At 67.6% G+C, this 20,306-nt stretch carries 18 protein-coding genes; 5 read left to right on the forward strand and 13 right to left on the reverse strand.

The features are described from left to right. Positions 1 to 17: 17 nt before the first annotated feature. Positions 18 to 1,070 (reverse strand): LacI family DNA-binding transcriptional regulator, encoded by a 1,053-nt coding sequence (locus F5X71_RS19310; RefSeq protein WP_167463301.1) that lies wholly within the window; start codon positions 1,068 to 1,070, stop codon positions 18 to 20. A 300-nt stretch (positions 1,071 to 1,370) separates the two neighbouring features. On the opposite strand from F5X71_RS19310, the gene F5X71_RS19315 reads away from it, so the two are divergent. Next, positions 1,371 to 1,877: a hypothetical protein gene (locus F5X71_RS19315; protein WP_167463302.1), complete on the forward strand. Its 507-nt coding sequence runs from the start codon at positions 1,371 to 1,373 to the stop codon at positions 1,875 to 1,877. A 10-nt stretch (positions 1,878 to 1,887) separates the two neighbouring features. Here F5X71_RS19315 and F5X71_RS19320 read toward each other — a convergent pair whose 3' ends face one another. Then, on the reverse strand, positions 1,888 to 3,066 hold the full coding sequence (locus F5X71_RS19320; RefSeq protein ID WP_167463303.1) for a phthiocerol/phthiodiolone dimycocerosyl transferase family protein: 1,179 nt from the start codon (positions 3,064 to 3,066) through the stop codon (positions 1,888 to 1,890). Between the two features lie 164 nt (positions 3,067 to 3,230). On the opposite strand from F5X71_RS19320, the gene F5X71_RS19325 reads away from it, so the two are divergent. Next, positions 3,231 to 3,845: a TetR family transcriptional regulator gene (locus tag F5X71_RS19325; protein ID WP_167463304.1), complete on the forward strand. Its 615-nt coding sequence runs from the start codon at positions 3,231 to 3,233 to the stop codon at positions 3,843 to 3,845. 135 nt (positions 3,846 to 3,980) lie between these two features. Further along, the gene (locus tag F5X71_RS19330) at positions 3,981 to 5,420 is read left to right on the forward strand and encodes a nitrate/nitrite transporter (protein ID WP_174817099.1); all 1,440 of its coding nucleotides are present in this window, start codon (positions 3,981 to 3,983) and stop codon (positions 5,418 to 5,420) included. Positions 5,421 to 5,501: 81 nt separating this feature from the next. Here the strand turns inward: F5X71_RS19330 and narI are convergent, their stop codons facing one another. From narI to F5X71_RS19350, 4 genes are read right to left on the reverse strand one after another with little or no spacing between them, the layout of a single operon-like run. After that, a complete protein-coding gene (gene narI / locus F5X71_RS19335; protein ID WP_167463306.1) occupies positions 5,502 to 6,242 on the reverse strand; it encodes a respiratory nitrate reductase subunit gamma in 741 nt (246 codons plus the stop codon). Next, positions 6,239 to 6,919: a nitrate reductase molybdenum cofactor assembly chaperone gene (gene narJ / locus F5X71_RS19340; protein WP_167463307.1), complete on the reverse strand. Its 681-nt coding sequence runs from the start codon at positions 6,917 to 6,919 to the stop codon at positions 6,239 to 6,241. The genes narI and narJ overlap by 4 nt, the downstream gene beginning before the upstream one ends. Positions 6,920 to 6,932: 13 nt before the next feature. Further along, positions 6,933 to 8,654, reverse strand: a complete 1,722-nt coding sequence (gene narH / locus F5X71_RS19345) for a nitrate reductase subunit beta (protein ID WP_167463308.1) — start codon at positions 8,652 to 8,654, stop codon at positions 6,933 to 6,935. 2 nt (positions 8,655 to 8,656) lie between these two features. Continuing rightward, on the reverse strand, positions 8,657 to 12,382 hold the full coding sequence (locus F5X71_RS19350; RefSeq protein WP_275106735.1) for a nitrate reductase subunit alpha: 3,726 nt from the start codon (positions 12,380 to 12,382) through the stop codon (positions 8,657 to 8,659). A 574-nt stretch (positions 12,383 to 12,956) separates the two neighbouring features. On the opposite strand from F5X71_RS19350, the gene F5X71_RS19355 reads away from it, so the two are divergent. Continuing rightward, a complete protein-coding gene (locus F5X71_RS19355) occupies positions 12,957 to 13,457 on the forward strand; it encodes a hypothetical protein (RefSeq protein ID WP_167463309.1) in 501 nt (166 codons plus the stop codon). Here the strand turns inward: F5X71_RS19355 and F5X71_RS19360 are convergent. The 6 genes from F5X71_RS19360 to F5X71_RS19380 all read right to left on the reverse strand — a co-directional run bounded on the left by F5X71_RS19360 (position 13,436) and on the right by F5X71_RS19380 (position 18,462). Then, positions 13,436 to 14,329, reverse strand: coding sequence for an NAD(P)-dependent oxidoreductase (locus F5X71_RS19360; protein ID WP_167463310.1), 894 nt, complete (start codon positions 14,327 to 14,329; stop codon positions 13,436 to 13,438). The two genes, F5X71_RS19355 and F5X71_RS19360, sit on opposite strands and share 22 nt — an antisense overlap. Positions 14,330 to 14,464: 135 nt before the next feature. Further along, on the reverse strand, positions 14,465 to 15,784 hold the full coding sequence (locus tag F5X71_RS19365; RefSeq protein WP_238815326.1) for an MFS transporter: 1,320 nt from the start codon (positions 15,782 to 15,784) through the stop codon (positions 14,465 to 14,467). Between the two features lie 119 nt (positions 15,785 to 15,903). Further along, entirely contained in the window at positions 15,904 to 16,653 is a 750-nt protein-coding gene (locus F5X71_RS19370; protein WP_167463311.1) for an SCO6745 family protein, read from the reverse strand. Positions 16,654 to 16,801: 148 nt separating this feature from the next. Beyond that, positions 16,802 to 17,089, reverse strand: coding sequence for a hypothetical protein (locus F5X71_RS37015; RefSeq protein WP_238815327.1), 288 nt, complete (start codon positions 17,087 to 17,089; stop codon positions 16,802 to 16,804). Further along, entirely contained in the window at positions 17,077 to 17,433 is a 357-nt protein-coding gene (locus tag F5X71_RS37020; RefSeq protein ID WP_238815328.1) for an NAD(P)H-binding protein, read from the reverse strand. Before F5X71_RS37020 ends, F5X71_RS37015 begins: the two co-directional genes overlap by 13 nt. Positions 17,434 to 17,469: 36 nt before the next feature. Then, positions 17,470 to 18,462 (reverse strand): helix-turn-helix transcriptional regulator, encoded by a 993-nt coding sequence (locus F5X71_RS19380; protein ID WP_167463312.1) that lies wholly within the window; start codon positions 18,460 to 18,462, stop codon positions 17,470 to 17,472. Positions 18,463 to 18,524: 62 nt separating this feature from the next. On the opposite strand from F5X71_RS19380, the gene F5X71_RS19385 reads away from it, so the two are divergent. After that, complete coding sequence (locus F5X71_RS19385) at positions 18,525 to 18,878, forward strand: YybH family protein (RefSeq protein WP_203218186.1); 354 nt, start codon at positions 18,525 to 18,527, stop codon at positions 18,876 to 18,878. A 122-nt stretch (positions 18,879 to 19,000) separates the two neighbouring features. Here F5X71_RS19385 and F5X71_RS19390 read toward each other — a convergent pair whose 3' ends face one another. Continuing rightward, entirely contained in the window at positions 19,001 to 20,290 is a 1,290-nt protein-coding gene (locus F5X71_RS19390) for an APC family permease (RefSeq protein ID WP_167463313.1), read from the reverse strand. Positions 20,291 to 20,306: the final 16 nt, after the last annotated feature.

The raw sequence follows: 20,306 nt of genomic DNA on the forward strand, positions 1-20,306 counted from the left end.
GTTCCCTTCTCCCCGGGTCAGGTGGGCACCGGCCCGGTGCTGGCGCGCACGATCAACTCCGTGGGCAGCACGACCCGTTCTTCGGTGTAGGTGGGATCGAGCAGCATGCGCCCGAGCAGTTGTCCCTTGGTCCGGATCGGCTGCCGGACAGTGGTCAGACCCGCCGATTCCGCGGCGGCGATGTCGTCGAAGCCGGTGACCGAGATATCGCGCCCCGGTGTCAACCCGCGGCGCCGCATGGCCTCGAGCACTCCCAGCGCGAGCACGTCACCCATGGCGGCGATCGCGGTGGGACGGTCGCGGCGATCCAGCACGAGTTCGGCGGCGGCGATGCCGGAGTCGATCGAGTTGTGGCCGCCGGAGACGACGGTGATCTCGGCCTCGGCGCCGAGGCCGGCACGCAGGCCGCCGATCCGCTGCCGCGCGTTGTTGTACAGCACCGACAGGTCGGCGATCACGCGCGAGCCCGGCGCGTCGCGGCCGCAGTCGACGACTGCGGCCACCCTGGTGTGACCGAGCTTCGCGAGGTGCGCGCCGACCGCCCTGGTGGCGGCGACCTCGTCGATCACCACCCGACGACCGGGATACTCGTCGTCGGAATGCGCGAACGGCAGGCCACGGGCGGCGATCACGTCGAGCGCGGGATGGTCCGGGTCGACGCAATAGGCCGCGACGCCGTCGACCACCGCGTTGCGCACCGCTTCCACCGACGCCAGGATCGCGGCCGGATCGGCGCCGAACTCGTAGCGCGGCAACGGGATCAACAACAGGCCGGTGCTGGTGCGCTCGGCGACCTCGGTCAGCCCGGCGAGCAGCCCGACCGCGAACGGGTCGGAGAACGCGTAGGACAACTCCTCGGTGAGGATCAGCCCGATCGCACCGGCCCGCCGCCCGCGCAAAGTGCGCGCGGCCGCGTCGGGACCGGAGTAACCGAGCTCGCGGGCGGCGGCGAAGATGCGCTCGCGCATGGCGACCGAGAGCTGTTCGGGCCGGTTGTAGGCGTTCGACACCGTCGACAGCGAGACGCCGACCGCCGCCGCGACGGACTTCATGGTCGCTTTGGGTGGCATGCCGGGCTACTCTCCTACATTCTACTGAAACGTTCTACTAGAACGATACAGAAGATCGAGCCGGATTGCTATACCACCCCTCCTCTTCCAGATGTGCACGCGAAAACGTCTGCACCGCAATGGGTATGAATTTCCGCGCCCGACCAAGGGCCGAAAAGCGTGGTACACCGGTTATGCGGCCTTGATCAAAGACGATTCATCGCCGATACGCGGGGTACGGCGCAGAGACGCGGGGATCATGCGCCGCGTCGGCACCCGCACAGCTCCAAGAGTTGATCCCCAGGGGAAGGGAACATTGCGATGACAGACACTCTCGTCGATCTGACGACGGACCGCGTCGGCCTCGCCCAACCGGTCCACCGACCCCGACCGGTGCGCCACACCGCCGCGGCCGCCGTGTGGCGGGACGCCAAAACCGTACTGGTGACCCGGGTTACGGGGCCGCGGCAACTGACCACGGTGCCGCGACTGGTGGTACCCGTCGGTGATACCCAACTGGCCTTCCGGGTGTCGTCGAAATCCGCGGAGGCCGCGGATCTGGCGCGCGACGGCCGCGTGCTCGTCCAGCCGGGCGACCGGCGCGGCACGCCCGCGCTCGGTTCCCATCAACGCCAGGGCCTGGCCCAGCTGGTGACCGCGGGCACCCTGCTCGCCTACGTCGACGCCGAGATCGCCGCCAAGTACCGGTGGCGAATTCCCGTGGCCCGCTTCGCTCATCGACTCGGGCACCGCGACGCGCCCTACGCCGACATCGTCGTGCTGGTCTCCGTCGCCGAACCCAGCCCGATTCCCATGCTGACGCAGTAGCGCGCCGACCTCACCCGCCTGCCAGTTCGCGCAGGTGCGCACCGAGGATCCGGGCCGCTTCGTCGGAGTCCGCCTTGGTGTCCACGGTGAGCCGGCCGCGGTAGGTCGTGATGATGTGCGGCGCGACGGCAAGCAACGGCGAATCCGGCAGGTCGGGAACGAAGTCCTCGATCTCGAGGTCGGCCGGGGTGGGCAAGGGCGGAATCACACCCCAATTGGTCGACACCACCACCTGGGAAAAGCCGTCCGCGGTGGCCACGGCCATCAGTTCGTCGTTGGGCGTGCGGAGCGCGCCGCTCGCCAGTCCCGTGCGAAAGCTCGTGGTGATCGCGTCGGCCAGCGCGAGCAGGTCACGATCGCTGTGCGGCTCGGCGGCGAAGTACGCCAGTCCCAACACGTTGGTGCCCTCCGGATACCCGATCTCCGGTGTGAGCCGCCTGCGCAGATCGACCGGATAGGTGTAGTGCAGCGTCTCGATGCCCACGCCACGCACCTGCGCGGTGGTGGCGAGCAGCGCCGCGGAAACCAAACCGTTGATGGTCGTGCCGTGCTTGCGCCCGACGGCGAGCAGTGCCCGGGTCTGCTCGACCGACAGGCGCGTGCGCACGCGCTCCCGCACGCGCGGTCGGTCTCGGGCGAACGGGGCGAAGAGCTCCGGGTCCGGCAGCTCCGGCGCGGGCCCGGCATCGAGTCCGCGCTGCACGAGCAGCTGTTCGAGGGAAAGCGGATACTCGTGCGGCACGGCGCCGGTCGGCGTGCCCGCGGCGTGCGCGGTGTAGTACGTCCACAGTTCGGACAGCAGATGGAGCGAATGGTGACCGTCGGCTATGGCGTGATGGGTCAGCAGCGTCACCGCCACCGCACCGTCGCGGTCGCGCACCAGATGGATGGCCGCCGCGCGCCCATCCAGATCGGGCAGGGCGAACAGGGGGTCCGCGACCTGGCCCGCCCCCTCGGAGATCAGGGCGGGCTCCGGGGCGGCCGCGATGACCGGACCACCGTCGTCGTCGAGCACCAGCCGGGTGGACAGCACCGGATACGCCTCGCGCAGGGTCTCGAAGGCCGCGGCCAGGGTGTCGGTGTCGAGGGCGCCGCGCACCCGAGTGGAATATCCCACGTAGACACCGAACCGAAAATGGATGAGTTCGCTGGGGTCGAGCGAGCGAACCAAGAGCTGAGACGACGTCATGGCATGGACTCCTTCGACTTGCAGGGGGTCGAGAAGCACGAATCGGACCTTCGACGCTGGTCCGGGAGGTCGGCTACCGAAAGGCTAACCAGTTATGGCAGACTCTGCCATAGTGGCTAACACCGCCATTTAGGTAACTTCTGCCACATTGTTAAGGTGGAGTGATGCAGCGCACAGAGGTAGCGGTGGCACCGATCCCGGATCTGCGGGCCCGGCGGCGGCGGCAGACCGAGCTGGAGATTCATACCGCCGCGATCACGCTCGCCGCCGAACGCGGCGCGGACCGCGTCACCGTGGACGACATCGCCGCACTCGCCGGCGTCTCCGCGCGCACGTTCTTCCGCTACTTTCCGACCAGGGACCGCGCGCTCGTCTATGACCGTTGGGGCTTCGACGACGCCGTGGACGCATTGTTCGCGCGCCACGATCCTCGCGAGGTGCGCATGCGCGATGTCGAGACCGTCTACGAGCACGGCCTCGCCCGCATCAAGGCCGACCCGGACCCCGACGCCGCCACTACGATATACCGAACCCTCAGCGCCTCAACGCAATTGATGGCCGCGGCGACAGCCGCCGCAAACGAGCGCACCGCCGCGTTGCTCGACACGATCCCCGCCGCCGAACGCATCCGGGTCCGCCTGCTGCTCGGCGTCGCGCGCACGGTCCTGTTCACCGCCTTCGCCGAGTGGGTCGAATCCGGTTCCCCGACAGCGAGCTCCGATTCCTCGCCATTGCTGGAGGTGTATCGACGCCTCTGCCGCGAAGTCCGTTCCCTCTGAGCACATCTGCTCGATTTGTTTTCACGTGCCGTGCCCGCGGCCCGTGAGCAAGCGTTGATCTTGCGGTCATTGCGCGCATCATGACCGCAATACCGGCTGCCTACCTTGGGTTCAACCGAATATGGGAGGCCTGAGTTGAGCGTGCTGACGCGTAACCGTGACATCGAGAATTGGGATGCCGAGGATGTCGCGGCCTGGGAAGCCGGCGGAAAGACCATCGCCAGACGAAATCTGATCTGGTCGGTCGTCGCCGAACACGTCGGATTCTCGGTGTGGTCGATCTGGTCGGTGATGGTGCTGTTCATGCCGGCCGAGACCTACGGCATCGACCCGGCGGGCAAGTTCTTCCTGGTCGCGGTACCGACGCTGGTCGGCGCGATCCTGCGCATTCCCTACACCGTCGCCACCGCGAGGTTCGGCGGCCGCAATTGGACCATTCTCAGCGCGGTGCTGCTGCTGATTCCGACACTGCTCACGCTGTATTTCATCAATCAGCCCGGCACCTCGTACACGACCTTTCTGATCGTGGCCGCGTTCGCCGGTGTCGGCGGCGGCAACTTCGCCTCATCGATGACGAATATCAATGCCTTCTACCCGCAGCGACTCAAAGGCTGGGCGCTCGGGCTCAACGCGGGTGGCGGCAATATCGGAGTTCCGGCGATCCAGCTGCTCGGTTTGCTGATCATCGCGACGCTCGGCAACGACTACGCGTCCTTGATCTGCGCGATCTACCTGGTGCTTGTCGCGATCGCGGCGCTCGGCGCCGCCCTGTACATGGACAACCTGCGCAACCAGAAGGCCGACCTCTCAGACATGGCCGCAGCCCTGAAAGTGCCGCAGTCCTGGGCGATCGCGTTCCTCTACATCGGCACGTTCGGCTCGTTCATCGGTTACAGCTTCGCCTTCGGCCAGGTGCTGCAGATCAGCTTCAAGGCCGGTGGCGACACCGCCGCGCAGGCGGCACTGCACGCCGCGCAGATCGCGTTCCTCGGCCCGCTGCTCGGCTCGCTGGCCCGCCCGTACGGCGGCAAGTGGGCCGACCGCATCGGCGGCAGCAAGGTGACGCTGTGCGTCTTCGGCGCGATGATGCTGGCCGCCGTGCTGGTCGTCGCGGCCAGCACGCTCGGTGATCGCAACGGTGGCGTGCCGAGCGGCGCGGCGATGGTGACGCTGGTCGTCGGGTTCATCGCGCTGTTCATTCTGTCCGGCATCGGCAACGGGTCGGTCACCAAGATCATCCCGTCGGTGTTCGAGGCGAAGTCCAAGAGCCTGGCGCTGCCCCCGGCCGAACAGGCCGCGTGGGCCCGCAACACCGGTGGCGCGCTCATCGGCTTCGTCGGTGCGATCGGCGCGCTCGGCGGTGTCGGCATCAACCTGATGCTGCGCTCCTCCTACGCCGCCACCCAGTCCGCGACGACGGCATTCTGGGTCTTCATGGGCTTCTACGTCGCCTGCGTCGTGGTCGTGTGGGCGGTCTTCCTGCGCCGGCCGCGCGCCACCGCCGACCCCGACGTCGTGGTCGAGGCGGAAACATTCGTCCTGGAGGCCGAGGCCGCCGCACACAGCGGCCGCTGATCGTCCGCGGAAGCGCACTAACGGATACGCCCCGACCTCGAAAGGTCGGGGCGTATCCGGTTTTTCGGATTGTTCGCGCGTTCAGCGCCAGCGTTCGGGCGTGACGGGAGCGTCCCAGGCCCGCGCGTAGCGCCGGGTGTCCGGCGCGCTGGACTCCTTGCGCCGGTAGACGACGTAGGGGCGGGTGAGGTAGCCGATGGGCGCGCTGAACATGTGGACCAGACGGGTATAGGGCCAGATGCCGATCAGGACGAGCACGATCAGGCCGTGCAGCTGGAAGGTCCACGGCGTACCGACCATCAGTTCCGGTTCCGGATGCGGCGTGAAAAGGCTACGGAACCAAGGGGAAACGGTTTCGCGATAGTTGTAGGTGCCCCACACGAGGTTGCTGCCCCACGTATTGAGCAAGCCGGTGATCAGCGCACCGGCCAGCAAGGTGTACATCACCTTGTCATTGGCGGTGGTCGCCTTGCGCACCGCGGGCACGGTGACCCGGCGATAGAGCAGAATGGCGACGCCCACGAGCACCGCGACGCCCGCGAGGGAACCCGCCGAGACCGCGATCAGGTGATAGGCGTGCTCCGAGATCCCGACGGCGGCGGTCCACGACTGCGGGATCAGGACGCCGAGGACGTGCCCGCCGATCACGCCGAGCATGCCGAAGTGGAACAGCGGGCTGCCCAGGCGCAGTAGGCGGCTCTCGTAGATCTGGGAAGATCGTGTCGTCCAACCGAATTGGTCGTTCCGATAGCGCCACAGGTGGCCGAGAACGAACGAGGTGAACGCCACATACGGCAGGGTCAACCATAGCGTGCTGGTCATCGGCGGCCTTCTCCTTGCGCGAACATCGAGGGGTCCATGGCGAACGGTTCGAGCCCCACTTCTTCTTCCGGTGGTCCCTGTGCGGCCAGTTCGGCGATGCGTCGCCGGTCCGCGGTGGTCGGCGGCGGCAGCGTGGCGACCACCGCGGCGAGCACGGCCGCATAGGGAGAAGCGCTGTCGGCCAGGGAGAGTCGCAGTAGTTCGAGTACTGGTACGTGTTCGCCGAGCAGGCGTTCGCCGCCGATCGGGTCGATGGTCGCGGCGAATTCCAGGACCACAGGCAGGTGGTCGGGCAGTTCCTCGTCGCCGAGTTCGACGCCCGCGTGACGGTAGGCGTGTTTGAAGCGCAGCAGCGCCATGCCGCGTTTACGGGTGTCGCCGTACGCATAGAACGTCAGGTGCATGCTGGACCGGCGGCGCATGTCGAAGGTGCGGACATACTCGGCCGCGAGATCCAGCGGGGCGCCCGCCCGCAAGTGCGCCAGGAACTCGCGCAGCGGATCCCGCACCGACGGCGGCAATTCCGTTGCGGCATCGGACAACTCGCCGACCAATGCGAGAAGTTTTTCGTTCGGATAGTCGAGCAGCAGTGCGGCGATCCGCCACACCAGGCGGCGGTCGCGCTCGGCCATCGGCACCGCGGGCTCGGGTCTGCGGCGTAGCTTCAGCAGTGCCATGGTCAGCTCTTTCTCATTGCGGCGCGCCGGTGGGGGTCGGCGTGGCCAGCGGCGGTTCGCCCGGCACCGTCCCGTTACCGTTCGGCGGCGCGCCGTTTCCGTTGGTGCCATTGGGTTCTTCCGCACCGGTGGTGCCGTTCTTGGCCGAAGGCAGTAATCCACTGGTGCTCTTGCCGTCCCAGTTGAGCAGGTTGATCCGTGTCGTTTTCTCTTGTGGTGTGGCGTTGTTGGTGTCGGTGAGGTGGAATTTGGTGTTGATGGTGTCGTAGGCGGTCATGCCGGGTCCGCCGGTGTTGTCGAGGCTGCATCCGGTGGCGAGGGCGTCGAGTTGGTGGGCTTGGGTGGTGGCGCCGGTGGGGATGACGTAGCGGTGTTCGTATTTGGCGATGGCGAGGAGTCGGTAGAGGGCTTCGATTTGTTCGGGTGGGAGTCCGATGTTGTGGGCGATGGCGGGGTCGGGTTCTTGGCCGAGGTTGATCGAGCGCATGAACGCGCGCATGCCGGCGAGGCGTTGTAGTGCCGCGCGTACGGGGCCGGTGTCTCCGGCGGTGAAGAGTTCGGCGAGGTATTGCACGGGGATGCGTAGGGCGTCGATGGCGCCGAAGAGGTTGGCGGGGTTTTCGCCGTCGTGTCCGGTTTCGGTGAGGACGTCGACGACGGGGGACAGGGGTGGGACGTACCAGACCATGGGCATGGTGCGGTATTCCGGGTGCAGGGGTAGCGCGATTTGGTAGTCGACGATGAGTTGGTAGACCGGGGAGTCCTGGGCGGCGGTGATCCATTCCGGGGAGATGCCGGCGCGTTCGGCTTCGGCGATGACGCGGGGGTCGTGGGGGTTGAGGAAGACCTCGAGTTGGGCGGGGTAGAGGTCTGTGTCGTCGGTGACCGAGGCGGCGTCGCCGACGCGGTCGGCGTCATAGAGCATGACCCCGATGTAGCGCAGGCGTCCGACGCAGGTTTCCGAGCACACGGTGGGGATCCCGACTTCGACGCGGGGGTAGCAGAAGGTGCATTTCTCGGCTTTGCCGGTGTGGTGGTTGAAGTAGATCTTCTTGTAGGGGCATGCGGTGACGCATTGCCGCCAGCCCCGGCATTTGTCTTGGTCGACGAGCACGATGCCGTCCTCGGCGCGTTTGTAGATCGCCCCGGACGGGCACGCCGCCGCGCACGCGGGGTGCAGGCAGTGTTCACAGATCCGCGGCAGATAGAACATGAACGTCTGCTCGAACTCGAGTTTGACTTGTTCTGACAGCCGTGCCAGGACGGGGTCTCGGCTGATCTGTTCGGGCCCCGAGCCCAGGTCGTCGTCCCAGTTCGCGCCCCAGGTGATGGCGGTGTCGGCGCCGGTGATCACCGATTTCGGGCGCGCGACCGGGGTGGTGTCCATCGCCGGCGCCGACAGCAGGGTGTCGTAGTCATAGCTCCACGGCTCGTAATAGTCCGCGACGGTGGGCAGATCGGGGTTGGCGAAAATGTTGAGCAGCCGGGACAACCGGGACCCCGACCGCAATCGCAGCCGCCCGCGCCGGTCCAGCCGCCACCCGCCTTTCCATCGGTCCTGGTCCTGATAGCGGCGTGGATATCCTTGCCCGGGACGGGTTTCGACGTTGTTGAACCACATGTACTCGGTGCCACCACGATTGGTCCACGCCTGCTTACAGGTGACACTGCAGGTGTGACAGCCGATGCACTTGTCCAGATTCATCACCATCGCCAACTGGGCCATGACACGCATCTCTAATACTCCACTTCCTGGGCCCGGCGACGAATCGTGGTCACCTCATCACGCTGATTCCCGGTCGGCCCGTGATAATTCAACGCGAACGACTGCTGGGCATACCCGCCGATCAAATGCGACGGCTTGATCATGATCCGGGTCAACGCGTTATGAATCCCGCCCCGCTTCCCCCGCGCGTCATCGACCTCCGCGCGATCCTCGATCCGGGGCACTCCCACCGCCCGATCCTGCGCGTGATACATGAACACCGTGCCCTCGGGCATCCGATGCGACACCACCACCCGCGCGACCACCACCCCGTTCCGGTTGACCGCCTCCACCCACTCGTTATCGGTCACCCCGATCTTCGCCGCGTCCGGCACCGACATCCAAATCGACTGCCCACCCCGCGACAACGTCAACATATGCAAATTATCCTGATACGCCGAATGAATCGACCACTTCGAATGCGGCGTCAAATACCGCACCGTCACACCCTCCGCACCGACCGCACCCACCCGCGGTTCACGAAACAACGCCGACATATCCAACGGCGGCCGGAACACCGGCAACTGCTCCCCCAACTCGATCATCCAATCATGATCCAAATAGAAATGCTGCCGCCCCGTCAACGTATGCCACGGCTTACCCCGCTCCACATTGATCGTGAACGGCGAATACCGCCGCCCACCCGACTCACTGCCCGACCACTCCGGCGAAGTGATCACCGGCACCGGCCGCGCCTGCGTATCAGCAAACCCCACCCGCTTCCCCTCATGCTCCGCCGCCAAATCCACCAACACCGCACCCGTCCGACGCTCCAACGCCGCGAAACCCTGCACCGCCAACCGACCGTTGGTAGTGCCCGACAGCGCGAGAATCGCTTCCGCGGCATGGGTGTCCTTGGCCAGCGACGGACGCCCCTGCGCCACACCGGAAACCACGGTCCCGTTGACACCGGCGAGGTATTTCACCTCCTCCTCCGGATAGGTCGTCACCCCCTTGGTGGTCACCCCCAACGTCTCGACCAGCGGCCCCAACGCCGCCATCTTCTCCGCGATCTTCGGGTAGTCCCGTTCCACCACAACCAGTTTCGGCATGGTCCTACCAGGAATCGGTTCGCACTCACCGGCTTTCCAGTCCAGTACCCGCCCACCGGGTTGCACCAGCGCGTCCGGCGAATCGTGCTGCAACGGCACGGCGACGACATCCTTGCGGACACCCAGATGTTTCTCCGCCATCCACGAGAACCCACGCGCGATCCGGTGGAATGCCTCGAAGTCGGTCTTGGCCTCCCACGGCGGCGAGATCGCCGGGGAGAACGCGTGCACGAACGGATGCATATCCGTCGAGGACAGATCATGCTTCTCATACCAGGTCGCCGCCGGCAGCACGATATCGGAGAACAACGTCGTGCTCGTCATCCGGAAATCCAACGACAACAACAGATCCAGCTTCCCCGACGGCGCCTGCTCCCGCCACACCAACTCCTGCGGACGCACCCCACCCACATCGGTGGTCTGCAAGTTCGAATCCGCGCCGAGCAGATGTTTGTGGAAGTACTCGTTGCCCTTACCGGAGGAACCCAGCAGGTTCGCCCGCCACACAGTCAGGCACCGCGGGAAGTTCTCCGGCGCGTCCGGGTCCTCACACGCGAACCGCAGGTCACCGGACTTCAACTCGTCGACGATGTGCTCCGGCGCGGACTTGCCCGACTGCTCCGCCTCATCCACCAGATCCAGCGGATTACGGTCGAACGTCGGATAACTCGGCATCCAACCCAGCCTGCTCGCCAGCGCGATATTGTCCGCGGCCGTGCGTCCGGTGAAGCGCCCCTCCCCCAGCGGCGACGCGAACGCCTCGGCGGTGAACGGGTCGTAGCGCCATTGATCATTGGTGAGATACCAGAACACCGTGCCCTGCATCTGGCGCGGCGGCCGTTGCCAGTCCGCGCCGAAAGCCAGTGTCGACCAACCGGTTACCGGCCTGCACTTCTCCTGCCCGACGTAGTGCGCCCACCCGCCGCCGTTCACGCCCTGGCAGCCGGTCAGCAGGGTCAGGGTGAAAAACGCCCGATAGATCTGATCGGAGTGGAACCAGTGATTGGTGCCAGCGCCCATCAAAATCATCGAGCGACCACCCGAACGCATCGCGTTGTCGGCGAACTCGCGGGCGATCCGGGTCGCCTGCACCGCGGGCACACCGGTGATCGCCTCCTGCCAAGCGGGCGTATACGGCTCGGCCGCATCGTCATACCCGGTCGGCCACGTCCCGGGCAGCCCGTCACGACCGACGCCGTACTGCGCAAGCAACAGATCGAACACAGTGGTGACCCGCTTATCCCCGACGACCATCGTCGGTACCCCGCGGGTCAGCACCCCGGGCACATCTGTGTCGAAGCGGGGAAACCGCACGGCCGCAGCATCATCGGTACGGCCGTGCAGCGTCAATAGCGGATCGACGTCCGCCAGGTCGAGGTTCCACCGTCCGGTGCCGGAGTCACCGAATCGATCGCCGAGAGATCCGTTGGGCACCACCGGATTCGCGTTCGCGTCCAGCAGCACGGTGCGGAACTCGTCCCCCTCGCCCGGTGCGGTGGTCCCCTGCGCCACCGCACCGGACGCCGCCAAATCGGCCGCGGTGAGGAACTTTCCCGGCACGTAGGCACCGTCGCGCTCGTCGAGGGTGATCAGAAACGGCAGGTCGGTGAAGCGCTTGACGTAGTCGTCGAACCGGGCGGTCGACTTGTCGACGAAGAACTCCTTGAGCACCACGTGGCCCATCGACATGGCAAGCGCCGCATCGGTTCCCGGCCGCGCCGCCACCCACTCATCGGCGAACTTGGTGTTGTCGGCATAGTCGGGCGAGACCACGACCACCTTCTGCCCCCGATACCGCGCCTCGGTCATGTAATGCGCGTCCGGCGTCCGCGTCACCGGCACATTCGAACCCCACATGATCAAATACCCGGCATCGAACCAATCCGCCGACTCCGGCACATCGGTCTGATCACCGAACACCTGCGGCGACGCCACCGGCAGATCCGCATACCAGTCATAAAACGACAGCATCGAACCACCCAGCAGCGAAATGAACCGCGCACCCACCGCATGACTGACCATCGACATCGCCGGAATCGGAGAGAACCCCGCCACCCGATCCGGACCATACCGCTTGATCGTGTAAACATGCGCCGCAGCGGCGATCTCGGCCGCCTCCCACCACTCGGCACGGACGAACCCACCCTTACCCCGAGCGGACTTGTAACGCCCGGCCCGCACCGGATCCTCGACCACCGCACCCCACGCCAGCACCGGATCCTTCAGCCGAGCCTTCGCCTCCCGATACAACTCCAGCAACACCCCGCGCACATACGGATAACGCACCCGCGCAGGCGAATACGTGTACCACGAGAACGACGCACCACGCGGACACCCACGCGGCTCATACTCCGGCTTGTCCGACCCGACCGAGGGATAATCGGTCTGCTGCGACTCCCACGTGATCACACCATCTTTCACGTAGATCTTCCACGAACACGACCCCGTGCAGTTCACCCCATGCGTCGACCGCACCACCTTGTCATGCGACCACCGGTCGCGGTAGAACTCGTCCGCGCCGCGCCCACCGGTCTTGTGCAGAGTGCGCTGGTCCGCCGACATCTCGCCGCGGTGAAAATACTTGCCCAACCGCAGCAGTGCCTCACCGGCGTCAGCGTTTGATCGGTCGGTCGGTCGGTGCGCCACGACGCCCCCTTCGAGCTGTGAAAATCGGGCTGGTGCTCAGACTGTAAGGACCACGGGACGCGCGTCCAAACAATTCCCTCACACCCCGCCGTACCCCGCTGTGCGCTGTGAGATCACGGCAACCTGCCGGTCACGGCGCGTCACCCGCACCGGCCCTCGCACAGCCGTTCGACCTGCGCTCGAGCTCGTGGACCGGCCGAAACACCGTGCCGTTCGCCCGTTTCGACGCCGAGCATGTGATTGTTCGGAAACAACGGGTTCTCGGGCGGTTTACATTTGTTAACAGGTCATCGATCAGCGGAATCGACGCCCGCGCCGCCCCCGCGCCATCGCCGGGCAGACCGCTCGAGCGTTGCACCACCCATCGCGCGCACGACCATCCGACACCTTCCCCTGCGTCAACCCGGATTACCCCCGGTGCATCGGATGTCTTGCGCACCATCGCAACACAGCACGACCCGCCCGCGCTACCGAACGCGCACTTCGATCTGTCGGCCGAACGGCGGATATCGGCGGACCGGCGCCGGTGGCATCGTGGTCAGCGCGCTCGAAACCACTATCTGATGGAGGAAACGTGTTGAGCCATAATATGATTCGTCGCCCCGGCCTGCGCGAGGCGGCTGCGGCCACGGTACTGGCCGCCGCGTTGACCGTTGCCGCCACCGCCGGTGTCGCCGCGGCGCCGGGCACCGGCAGCTCGGGCAGCTCCGACTCCGGCAGCGGCACCGGCAGCAGTGGCACCGGCAGCGGCCCCCGCGCCCAGCAACCGCCCACCCAGCGCTGCAACCAGTCGACCAAATCCGGCGGCGCCGGCGTCACCGACACCCTGCACGAGATCGGCCGCAGCGGTCCGGTCTCGTTCGTCGTGTCCTACGAGACCTACAACATCCCGGACAAGATCGACGTCTTCTACCAGGGTGCACTCGTTCGCACCACCGGCTACGTCGGCGACGACACCAACGAGGGCACCGGCTCCATCACCGTCGGTCTGCCCGCGGGCACCGCCACCGCCGTCCTGGTCCGCGTGACCGGACCGAACGGCACCAAGTGGGACTACACCGTCAGGTGCCCCTGATCCACCCGCAGCAGTTCGATCAGGGCGGTGATGCTCTGCGCGCTCCGGCCATCGGCCACCGCGCGGCGCAGCAGCTCGTGCATCGGAGCGTGCCAGGACATGTCCACCCCGGATTCCCGGCCGATCCGCACGTCGTCGTCGATGGCGGTGTGGAACAGCGCGATCGAGGAGCCGAGACGGGTGTAGTCCTTGCTGTCGATCTCGTCGGCGACGACCGGCAGGATCGACGCGATCATCGCTAGCCATTTGACCGAGTACGGCACCATCGACTGAGCCGGGAGGCCGCGCCCGGCCAGTATCGCCGCGCCTTCGAAGAAGCCGAGCAGCGCGGGCAGCAGGGTCGCGCCGACCGCGGACTCGAACAGTGCCGCCAGATCCGGCTCGGCGCCCAGATGAACGACTTCGCCACCCAGCACCCGCAGGGTCCGCACGTGCTCGTCGAATACGGCGCGGGCACCGCCGAAATACAGCAGCGTGTCCGGCTCCCCGATCGCCGACGGCACGTTCTTGATCGCACCGCCGAGGAAGCGCGCGCCGCGCTCGCCGACCCATTGCGCGAACTCCCTTGCCTCGGGAGGGATGCCACTGTTCATCGTGACCACGGTGCGCCCGGCCAGCTCGCTCTCGGCCGCCGCGAGCACCTCCCGGGTGGCCGCGAACGTCGTCATCGCGCAGATGATCAACGGACTCGCGGCCACCGCGTCGGCCGGTACCAGGTGTTGCCGCGCGCCGACGGCCACGAGCGCGGCCGCCCGCCGCGGGCTCCGATTCCACACCGTGGTCGGATGTTTCGCCGCGACGAAGGCGGCGGCGAGGGCCGCGCCCATCGATCCCGTGCCGAGCACGGTCACCGGCATTCTGTGTTCGATCATCGCGACTCCCAATTGCGTTACGTACCACGCAGGCTCACGGCCGCGTGCCCCGCAAGTGTCGACGCACCCGGCAGGCGCCGACAAGTACGCACTTTTCCCGGGAGTTGCGCACGTCCAGGTAAGTAACCAGCTCGGCTACAGTGCATGGTCCTTGGTCTCGACCAACGCCTTCGCACAGCAGAAGCTCAATACCGCCAGACCGGCCAGCATGACGCCGATCGCGTTGCTGCCGTACTGCGACGCCAGCGGCGTGGCGATCAGGGGCGGAATCGCGCCACCGAGCACCCCGGCGAGGTTGTAGCCGAGGCCTGCCCCGGTGTACCGGTAGCGGGTCCGGAACATCTCAGGAAGGAGCGCACCGCACGGCCCGTACGCGACTCCGAAGATCGCCAGGGTCGTCAGCACACTGATCACGAAGGCGAGCCGAGATCCGGTGTCGAGCAACGGAAACAGCGCCAGCGACCAGAAGACCGCCAGCGCGGACGACACCATGATGACCCTGCGACGGCCGAGCCGATCTGAGTAGATCGCCGAAAAGACCGTCGCCGCACCGAATATCACGGCGGCGCCGATGCCGACGGTCAACACGAAGGGCCGACTGAAGCCGAGCGTCTTGGTGCCGTAGCTCGTGAGGAACGCGGTCCCCATGTAGAAGAAGGCGAACAAGGTCGCCAAAGCGCCTGCGGAGAGCAGGATTTCCTTGGTCTGATGCCGCCAGGCCTCCAGAAAGGGCAGCCGCGACTGCTCGGTGTCGAGCGCGCGCCGGGTCGCGTTCGCGCGGAAGACCGGTGTCTCATCGATCACCAGGCGCACATACAATCCGACGCCGACCAGGACGATCGAGAATACGAACGGGATGCGCCAGCCCCAGGTGAGGAAGGCTTCGTTCGTATCACCCAGAAGGGTGCCGGTGATCAGAAAAGTACTGCTGGACAACGCGAACGCGAAAGCGGGACCGATCTGCGGGAACATCGCGTAGAGCCCGCGCTTGCCCGGCGGTGCGTACTCGGCGGTGAGCAGGGTCGCACCCGCCCATTCGCCGCCGACCGCGAAACCTTGGCCGAAGCGCAGCAGCACAAGCAGCAACGGCGCCGCGACACCGATCGTCGCCGCGCCCGGCAGCAGTCCGATCAGCAGGGTGGACACGCCCATCAGCAGCAGGGTCGAGACCAGGGTCTTCTTCCGCCCGATCCGGTCGCCGAAATGCCCGAAGAGCATGGCGCCCACCGGACGTGCGACGAACGCGACGGCGAAGGTCGCGAACGACGCGACAGTACCCGCTGTCGCCCCGAGCGCCGGGAAGAAGACCTTCGGAAAGACGAGCGCCGCCGCGGTCCCGTAGATGAAGAAATCGTAGAATTCGATGGTGGTGCCGATACAGCTCGCGACGGCCACCCGGCGCATACTCGTACCGGTCGTCGTCATCGTTGCCTGTTGTGGCGACAGTCTTTTCATGCGGTCCTCATTTCATCCCCCGCGCCGCCATTCCTGGCGCGGGGTGAGAGGACCATAGTGATGTGGGTCACTCTGCGGTAACCCCCGAACGGGGGTAGTACCGGTCGAGCACCTGCGGTTCAGCGCGCGAACGCGGCGTGGTGCGCGGCGGTGAGCAACGTGGTGAGTTCCTGCCGCTCGGCCTCGTCGAGCACCTCGAAGTACGGCTGAATCAGCTTGTCGGTCAACTCTTCCGCTGCCTGCCAGCGTTCCCGCTGCGCCGCGGTCGGCGCCGCGAACGGCTCCGGCCAGCCGAGCAGCCGCGCCTGATCGCCACCGTCGAGCACCGGCGAGCCGGAGACGAGAATCGCCTCCAGCGGCGTGAGTCCGTGCGCCGTCACCGCGATGAAATGCAGCCCACCCCGCAATTCGCGCACCACGTGCGCCAGCTGCGCCACCCGGGCCCGTCCGTCCGCGGGCAGCGGCAGCGCACGCCAGCCCGCGAACAAGGCCAACCCGGCCGGGGAAGCCGCGTTCGCCACCCGCCCCAGCAGTTCAGCAAGCCGATCCGCGTCATCGAACGAGGCGAGCTTGCGGCGACCGAACTCCTGACAGGCGTGCAGATACCGTTGCGCGCCTTCGGCCGCGGCGATCGGAGTGGATTCCCACGCCGAGCGCACCCGGTCCGGCGCGAAGAAGCCGAAGGCCGCGGTGACCACATCGGCGTCCACCTCGCCGAGCACGCCACCGCGGCCGCGGGTGTACGGGCCATGGAACCCGGGCACTCCGATCGAGCTACCGAACGCCTTGACCTCCCTGGAGAGCATGAAGGCTCCACCCAGCTCCGAGATCTGTCGCTTCACCGCGGCCGCCGTAGTCGTCTCCGCCATCCCCGACTCCTCACCGGCCGGGGTCTACCACCCGTGCCGCACATCGATTCCTCCAGTCGCCGAACGGCTTTCGCCGCTCCGGCCGAACAAGAGGAATACTATACATACGGACGTACGCTTTACAAGGCCGCCCGCGCCCGGATCGGCGTCACGCGTCGACGCGCGCGGACCGGAACCGCTGCGCGTGCTCGTCCACCCGCTGCGCGAACGTCCGTGCCGGACGACCGGTCACCCGCGCGACGGTGTCGACCACGATGGTCGAGGCCGCATCCGCCGCGGCGTACCAGCCGATCACGTACTCGGCGTCCGCGCGCGGAACTCCGGTCGCGGTCAGCCGTTCGATCGCCTGCTCGTGACTGATCGGCACGAACGCGATCTCCCGTCCGATCGCCTTGGACAGCACCGTGATTCGTTCCCGCGGCGTCAGCGACTCCACGCCGCGCCCGAGTCCGCGACCGCCTGCTCGACCGGCCCCACCGCGCGGCCCCACAGCATGGTGATCCGGCGCACACCCGCCGCCACCGCCTTGCGCACCAGTTCCGGGCCGACTTCGGCCAGACCCGCCGTCACCGTGATGTGCAGACGCTCGACGCCGTCGAGCGCGGCGTCGAGCGTCTCTGGCGCGGTGTGCGCGCCGGTAGCCACCTGACGGCGGGTGAGAACAGCTGTGCCGCATCGGGATTGCGTGACAGCGCGCGCACCCTGCTCGCCGCGGCGCACCAATTCGGCCACCACGTGCTTGCCAGTGTTCCCGGTCGCGCCGGTTACCAGTGTCGTCATTGTCGAACTCCGCACGTCGGCACCGACGCTAAAAGCTCAACCGCCGTTCAGGTCAAGCGACGGTCCACCGTAGTGGGCGGCGAGTTCGGCGGCGCGATTACGCAGCACGGTGCGCAACCGTTGCGGGGCAAGGATTTCCGCGTCCTTCGCCAGCTGCCACAGCGCCCATTCGGCATGTCTGGCGTCCTGGAAGCTCGCCTCGAGACGTACCCAATCGTCCGGGTCCACCGTTTCGGTGTGCACCACCAGCGCGGTGCCGACCAGCTCGGCGCGGCGGGACGGGTGCACCCGGGCGAGCACCCGCACCTGGTCGCCGCCGGCGCGAAAGCGCGCGCCGCGTTCCTGCCAGGCGCGATCCAGATCGACCCGGTCCGGTCGCTGTGCGAGTTCGGGCAGCTGCTCGGCGGCCGAGATCCTGGACAGTCGATAGGTGCGGTCCGCACCGGAACGCGTGGCCAGCAGGTAGGCCTGTTCCCGCACGGTGACCAGGCCGATCGGGTCCACGGTGCGCCAAGCCGGGTCCTGTCCCACCGCCGCGTAGCGAATGCGCAGCTTGCGTCCGGCGACTACCGCCCGCCGCACCTCGGCCAGCACCGCGTCGGGCACCGCCTCGGGCACCGTCCGCCGCGAGAGCAGGTCGGTCGCGGGATCGATGAGCACACGTTCGGCCGCGTCCGCCGCGCTCGCCCTCGAGGTCTCCGGTAGTGCGTCGACCACCTTGCGCATGGCTGCGGCGAGCGCCGAGCCGAGGCCGAAAGCCTGTGCGCCGGGCCGTGATCCGGCCACCAGCAGGGCCAGCGCCTCGTCGTGGTTGAGTCCGGTGAGTTCGGTATGGAAACCGGGCAGCAGGGCGAACCCGCCATGTCTGCCGCGCTCGGCGTACACCGGGACACCCGCCGCGGACAGCGCCTCGATATCGCGCAACACGGTCCGGGTGGAGACCTCGAGCTCGCGGGCGAGCGCGGTGGCCGACAGTCTGCCGTGCCTGCGCAGCAGCAGTACCAGGGAGACCAGCCGATCGGCACGCATGAAAGAACCTTCGCAGAAATACATGACACAAGGTGTCGTGATTCGCTGGAAGTGTAGTCCGCATGACGAACAACGAAGTGGCCACCGAGCCGAACGACCTGGGCAAATACTTCATCGAACGCGCCAACGCGGGCGACGTCGACGGACTGGTGGCACTCTACGAACCGGACGCGGTGCTGGAGTTCCCGCCGGGCAACCTGGCGACCGGCCACGCGGAGATCCGCAAGGTGTACGAGCAGTTGGTGGCGGCGGCCCCGGCGCTCGTCCCGGGTCGGCAGCATCCGGCCATGGTCAGCGGCGACCTGGCGTTCACCGCCGCGACCCTGACCACCGGCGAGATCACCGCCGAGGTGGCCCGCCGCCAGCCGGACGGGTCCTGGCTCTGGGTCCTGGACCAGCCGAATCTGCGACCCTGACGGCCCCGCGGTGGGCGGGCCGAACCCGCTCACCACCTTCGACCGTTGCCGACAGGGCGCGATGACGCCCTCGGACCTGCCACCGCGCACTCGTGGTCGCCCGCCCGCGCACCGGCTCGCGGTCACCCATCTGTAGCCGGATCGCGCGGCAGCAGGCGGGAGCGCACCGCGTAGCCGAGCACGCCCAGCACGATGAGGGCCGCCGCCGTGGCGATGGACGTGACCGGCAGGGTGCACGCCAGCACCAGGCAGCCGAGCAATCCCGCGGCGGGAATCGCACGGGGCGGCCGGTTTTCGGCACGGGTCAGGGTCAAGGCCGCGGCATTGGCGATCGCGTAGTAGAGCAGCACGCCGAACGAGGAGAACCCGATCACGGCGCGCAGGTCGGTCGTGGCCGCCGCGAGGGCGACGACCACGCCGACGACCACCTCGGCACGGTGCGGCACCCCGAATCGCGGGTGCACGGCGGCGAGGCCGCGCGGCAGGTGGTGATCGCGGGCCATGGCCAACGTGGTCCGAGAGACGCCGAGGATCAGCGTCAACAGCGCACCGAGCGCCGCGACCGCCGCACCGGCGCGCACCACCGGCGCCAGCCACCCGGCGCCAGCGGCGTGTGCCACCGCGACGAGCGGCGCGGCGGCCGCCGCCAGCCGATCCGGCCCGAGCACGCCGAGCGCGGCCACCCCGACGGCGGCATAGACGACGAGCGTGCCGCCGAGCGCCAGCGGTATCGCGCGCGGGATGGTCCTGGCCGGATCGCGGACCTCCTCGCCGAGGGTGGCGACGCGCGCGTACCCGGCGAACGCGAAGAACAGCAGGCCGGCCGCCTGCAGCACCCCGGCAACGGTGACCGATGCATCGAACCCCATGTACTGCACAGCGATTCGCCCCGAGCCAACCGAGAAGGCCACCACCGCGCCGAGCACGAGCAGCACCACGGCGACGATCACCCGGGTGAGCCGGGCCGACTTGCGCACCCCGCGATAGTTGACCGCCGTCAGCACCGCCACGGCGAGGACCGCGACCACGCGGGCATGCTCGGGCCACACGTAGGTGCCGACCGTCAGCGCCATCGCCGCGCAGGAGGCAGTCTTGCCCACCACAAAGCTCCAGCCGGCGAGATAGCCCCAGAATGGCCCCAGCCGCTCCCGCCCGTACACATAGGTCCCCCCGGAGGCCGGGTACCGCACGGCCAGGCGCGCCGAGGAGATCGCGTTGCAGCACGCGAGCGCCGCCGCGATCGCGAGGCCGAGCAACAGTCCCGCGCCCGCGGCCCGCGCCGCGGGGCCAAGCGCGGCGAAGATCCCCGCACCGATCATCGCGCCGAGCCCGATCACCACCGCGTCGCCCAGCCCCAGGCGGCGCACCAGCGCCGACTCCGATCCCGTTCCCGCCGCGCCGTTTTCGGCCATCAGAGCTCCTCGGGCG

Origin of the sequence: Nocardia brasiliensis (assembly GCF_011801125.1) — a bacterium.
In the GTDB taxonomy this organism is placed as follows: domain Bacteria; phylum Actinomycetota; class Actinomycetes; order Mycobacteriales; family Mycobacteriaceae; genus Nocardia; species Nocardia brasiliensis_C.

Coding starts and splice junctions, on each gene's coding strand:
- F5X71_RS19315 (WP_167463302.1), top strand. CDS start 1,371: ATGACAGACACTCTCGTCGATCTGACGACGGACCGCGTCGGCCTCGCC.
- narH (WP_167463308.1), bottom strand. CDS start 8,654: ATGCGTGTCATGGCCCAGTTGGCGATGGTGATGAATCTGGACAAGTGC.
- F5X71_RS19380 (WP_167463312.1), bottom strand. CDS start 18,462: ATGCGTGCCGATCGGCTGGTCTCCCTGGTACTGCTGCTGCGCAGGCAC.
- F5X71_RS19360 (WP_167463310.1), bottom strand. CDS start 14,329: ATGATCGAACACAGAATGCCGGTGACCGTGCTCGGCACGGGATCGATG.
- F5X71_RS19385 (WP_203218186.1), top strand. CDS start 18,525: ATGACGAACAACGAAGTGGCCACCGAGCCGAACGACCTGGGCAAATAC.
- F5X71_RS37020 (WP_238815328.1), bottom strand. CDS start 17,433: ATGACGACACTGGTAACCGGCGCGACCGGGAACACTGGCAAGCACGTG.
- F5X71_RS19320 (WP_167463303.1), bottom strand. CDS start 3,066: ATGACGTCGTCTCAGCTCTTGGTTCGCTCGCTCGACCCCAGCGAACTC.
- F5X71_RS19390 (WP_167463313.1), bottom strand. CDS start 20,290: ATGGCCGAAAACGGCGCGGCGGGAACGGGATCGGAGTCGGCGCTGGTG.
- narJ (WP_167463307.1), bottom strand. CDS start 6,919: ATGGCACTGCTGAAGCTACGCCGCAGACCCGAGCCCGCGGTGCCGATG.
- F5X71_RS19370 (WP_167463311.1), bottom strand. CDS start 16,653: ATGGCGGAGACGACTACGGCGGCCGCGGTGAAGCGACAGATCTCGGAG.
- F5X71_RS19325 (WP_167463304.1), top strand. CDS start 3,231: ATGCAGCGCACAGAGGTAGCGGTGGCACCGATCCCGGATCTGCGGGCC.
- F5X71_RS19365 (WP_238815326.1), bottom strand. CDS start 15,784: ATGAAAAGACTGTCGCCACAACAGGCAACGATGACGACGACCGGTACG.
- F5X71_RS19310 (WP_167463301.1), bottom strand. CDS start 1,070: ATGCCACCCAAAGCGACCATGAAGTCCGTCGCGGCGGCGGTCGGCGTC.
- narI (WP_167463306.1), bottom strand. CDS start 6,242: ATGACCAGCACGCTATGGTTGACCCTGCCGTATGTGGCGTTCACCTCG.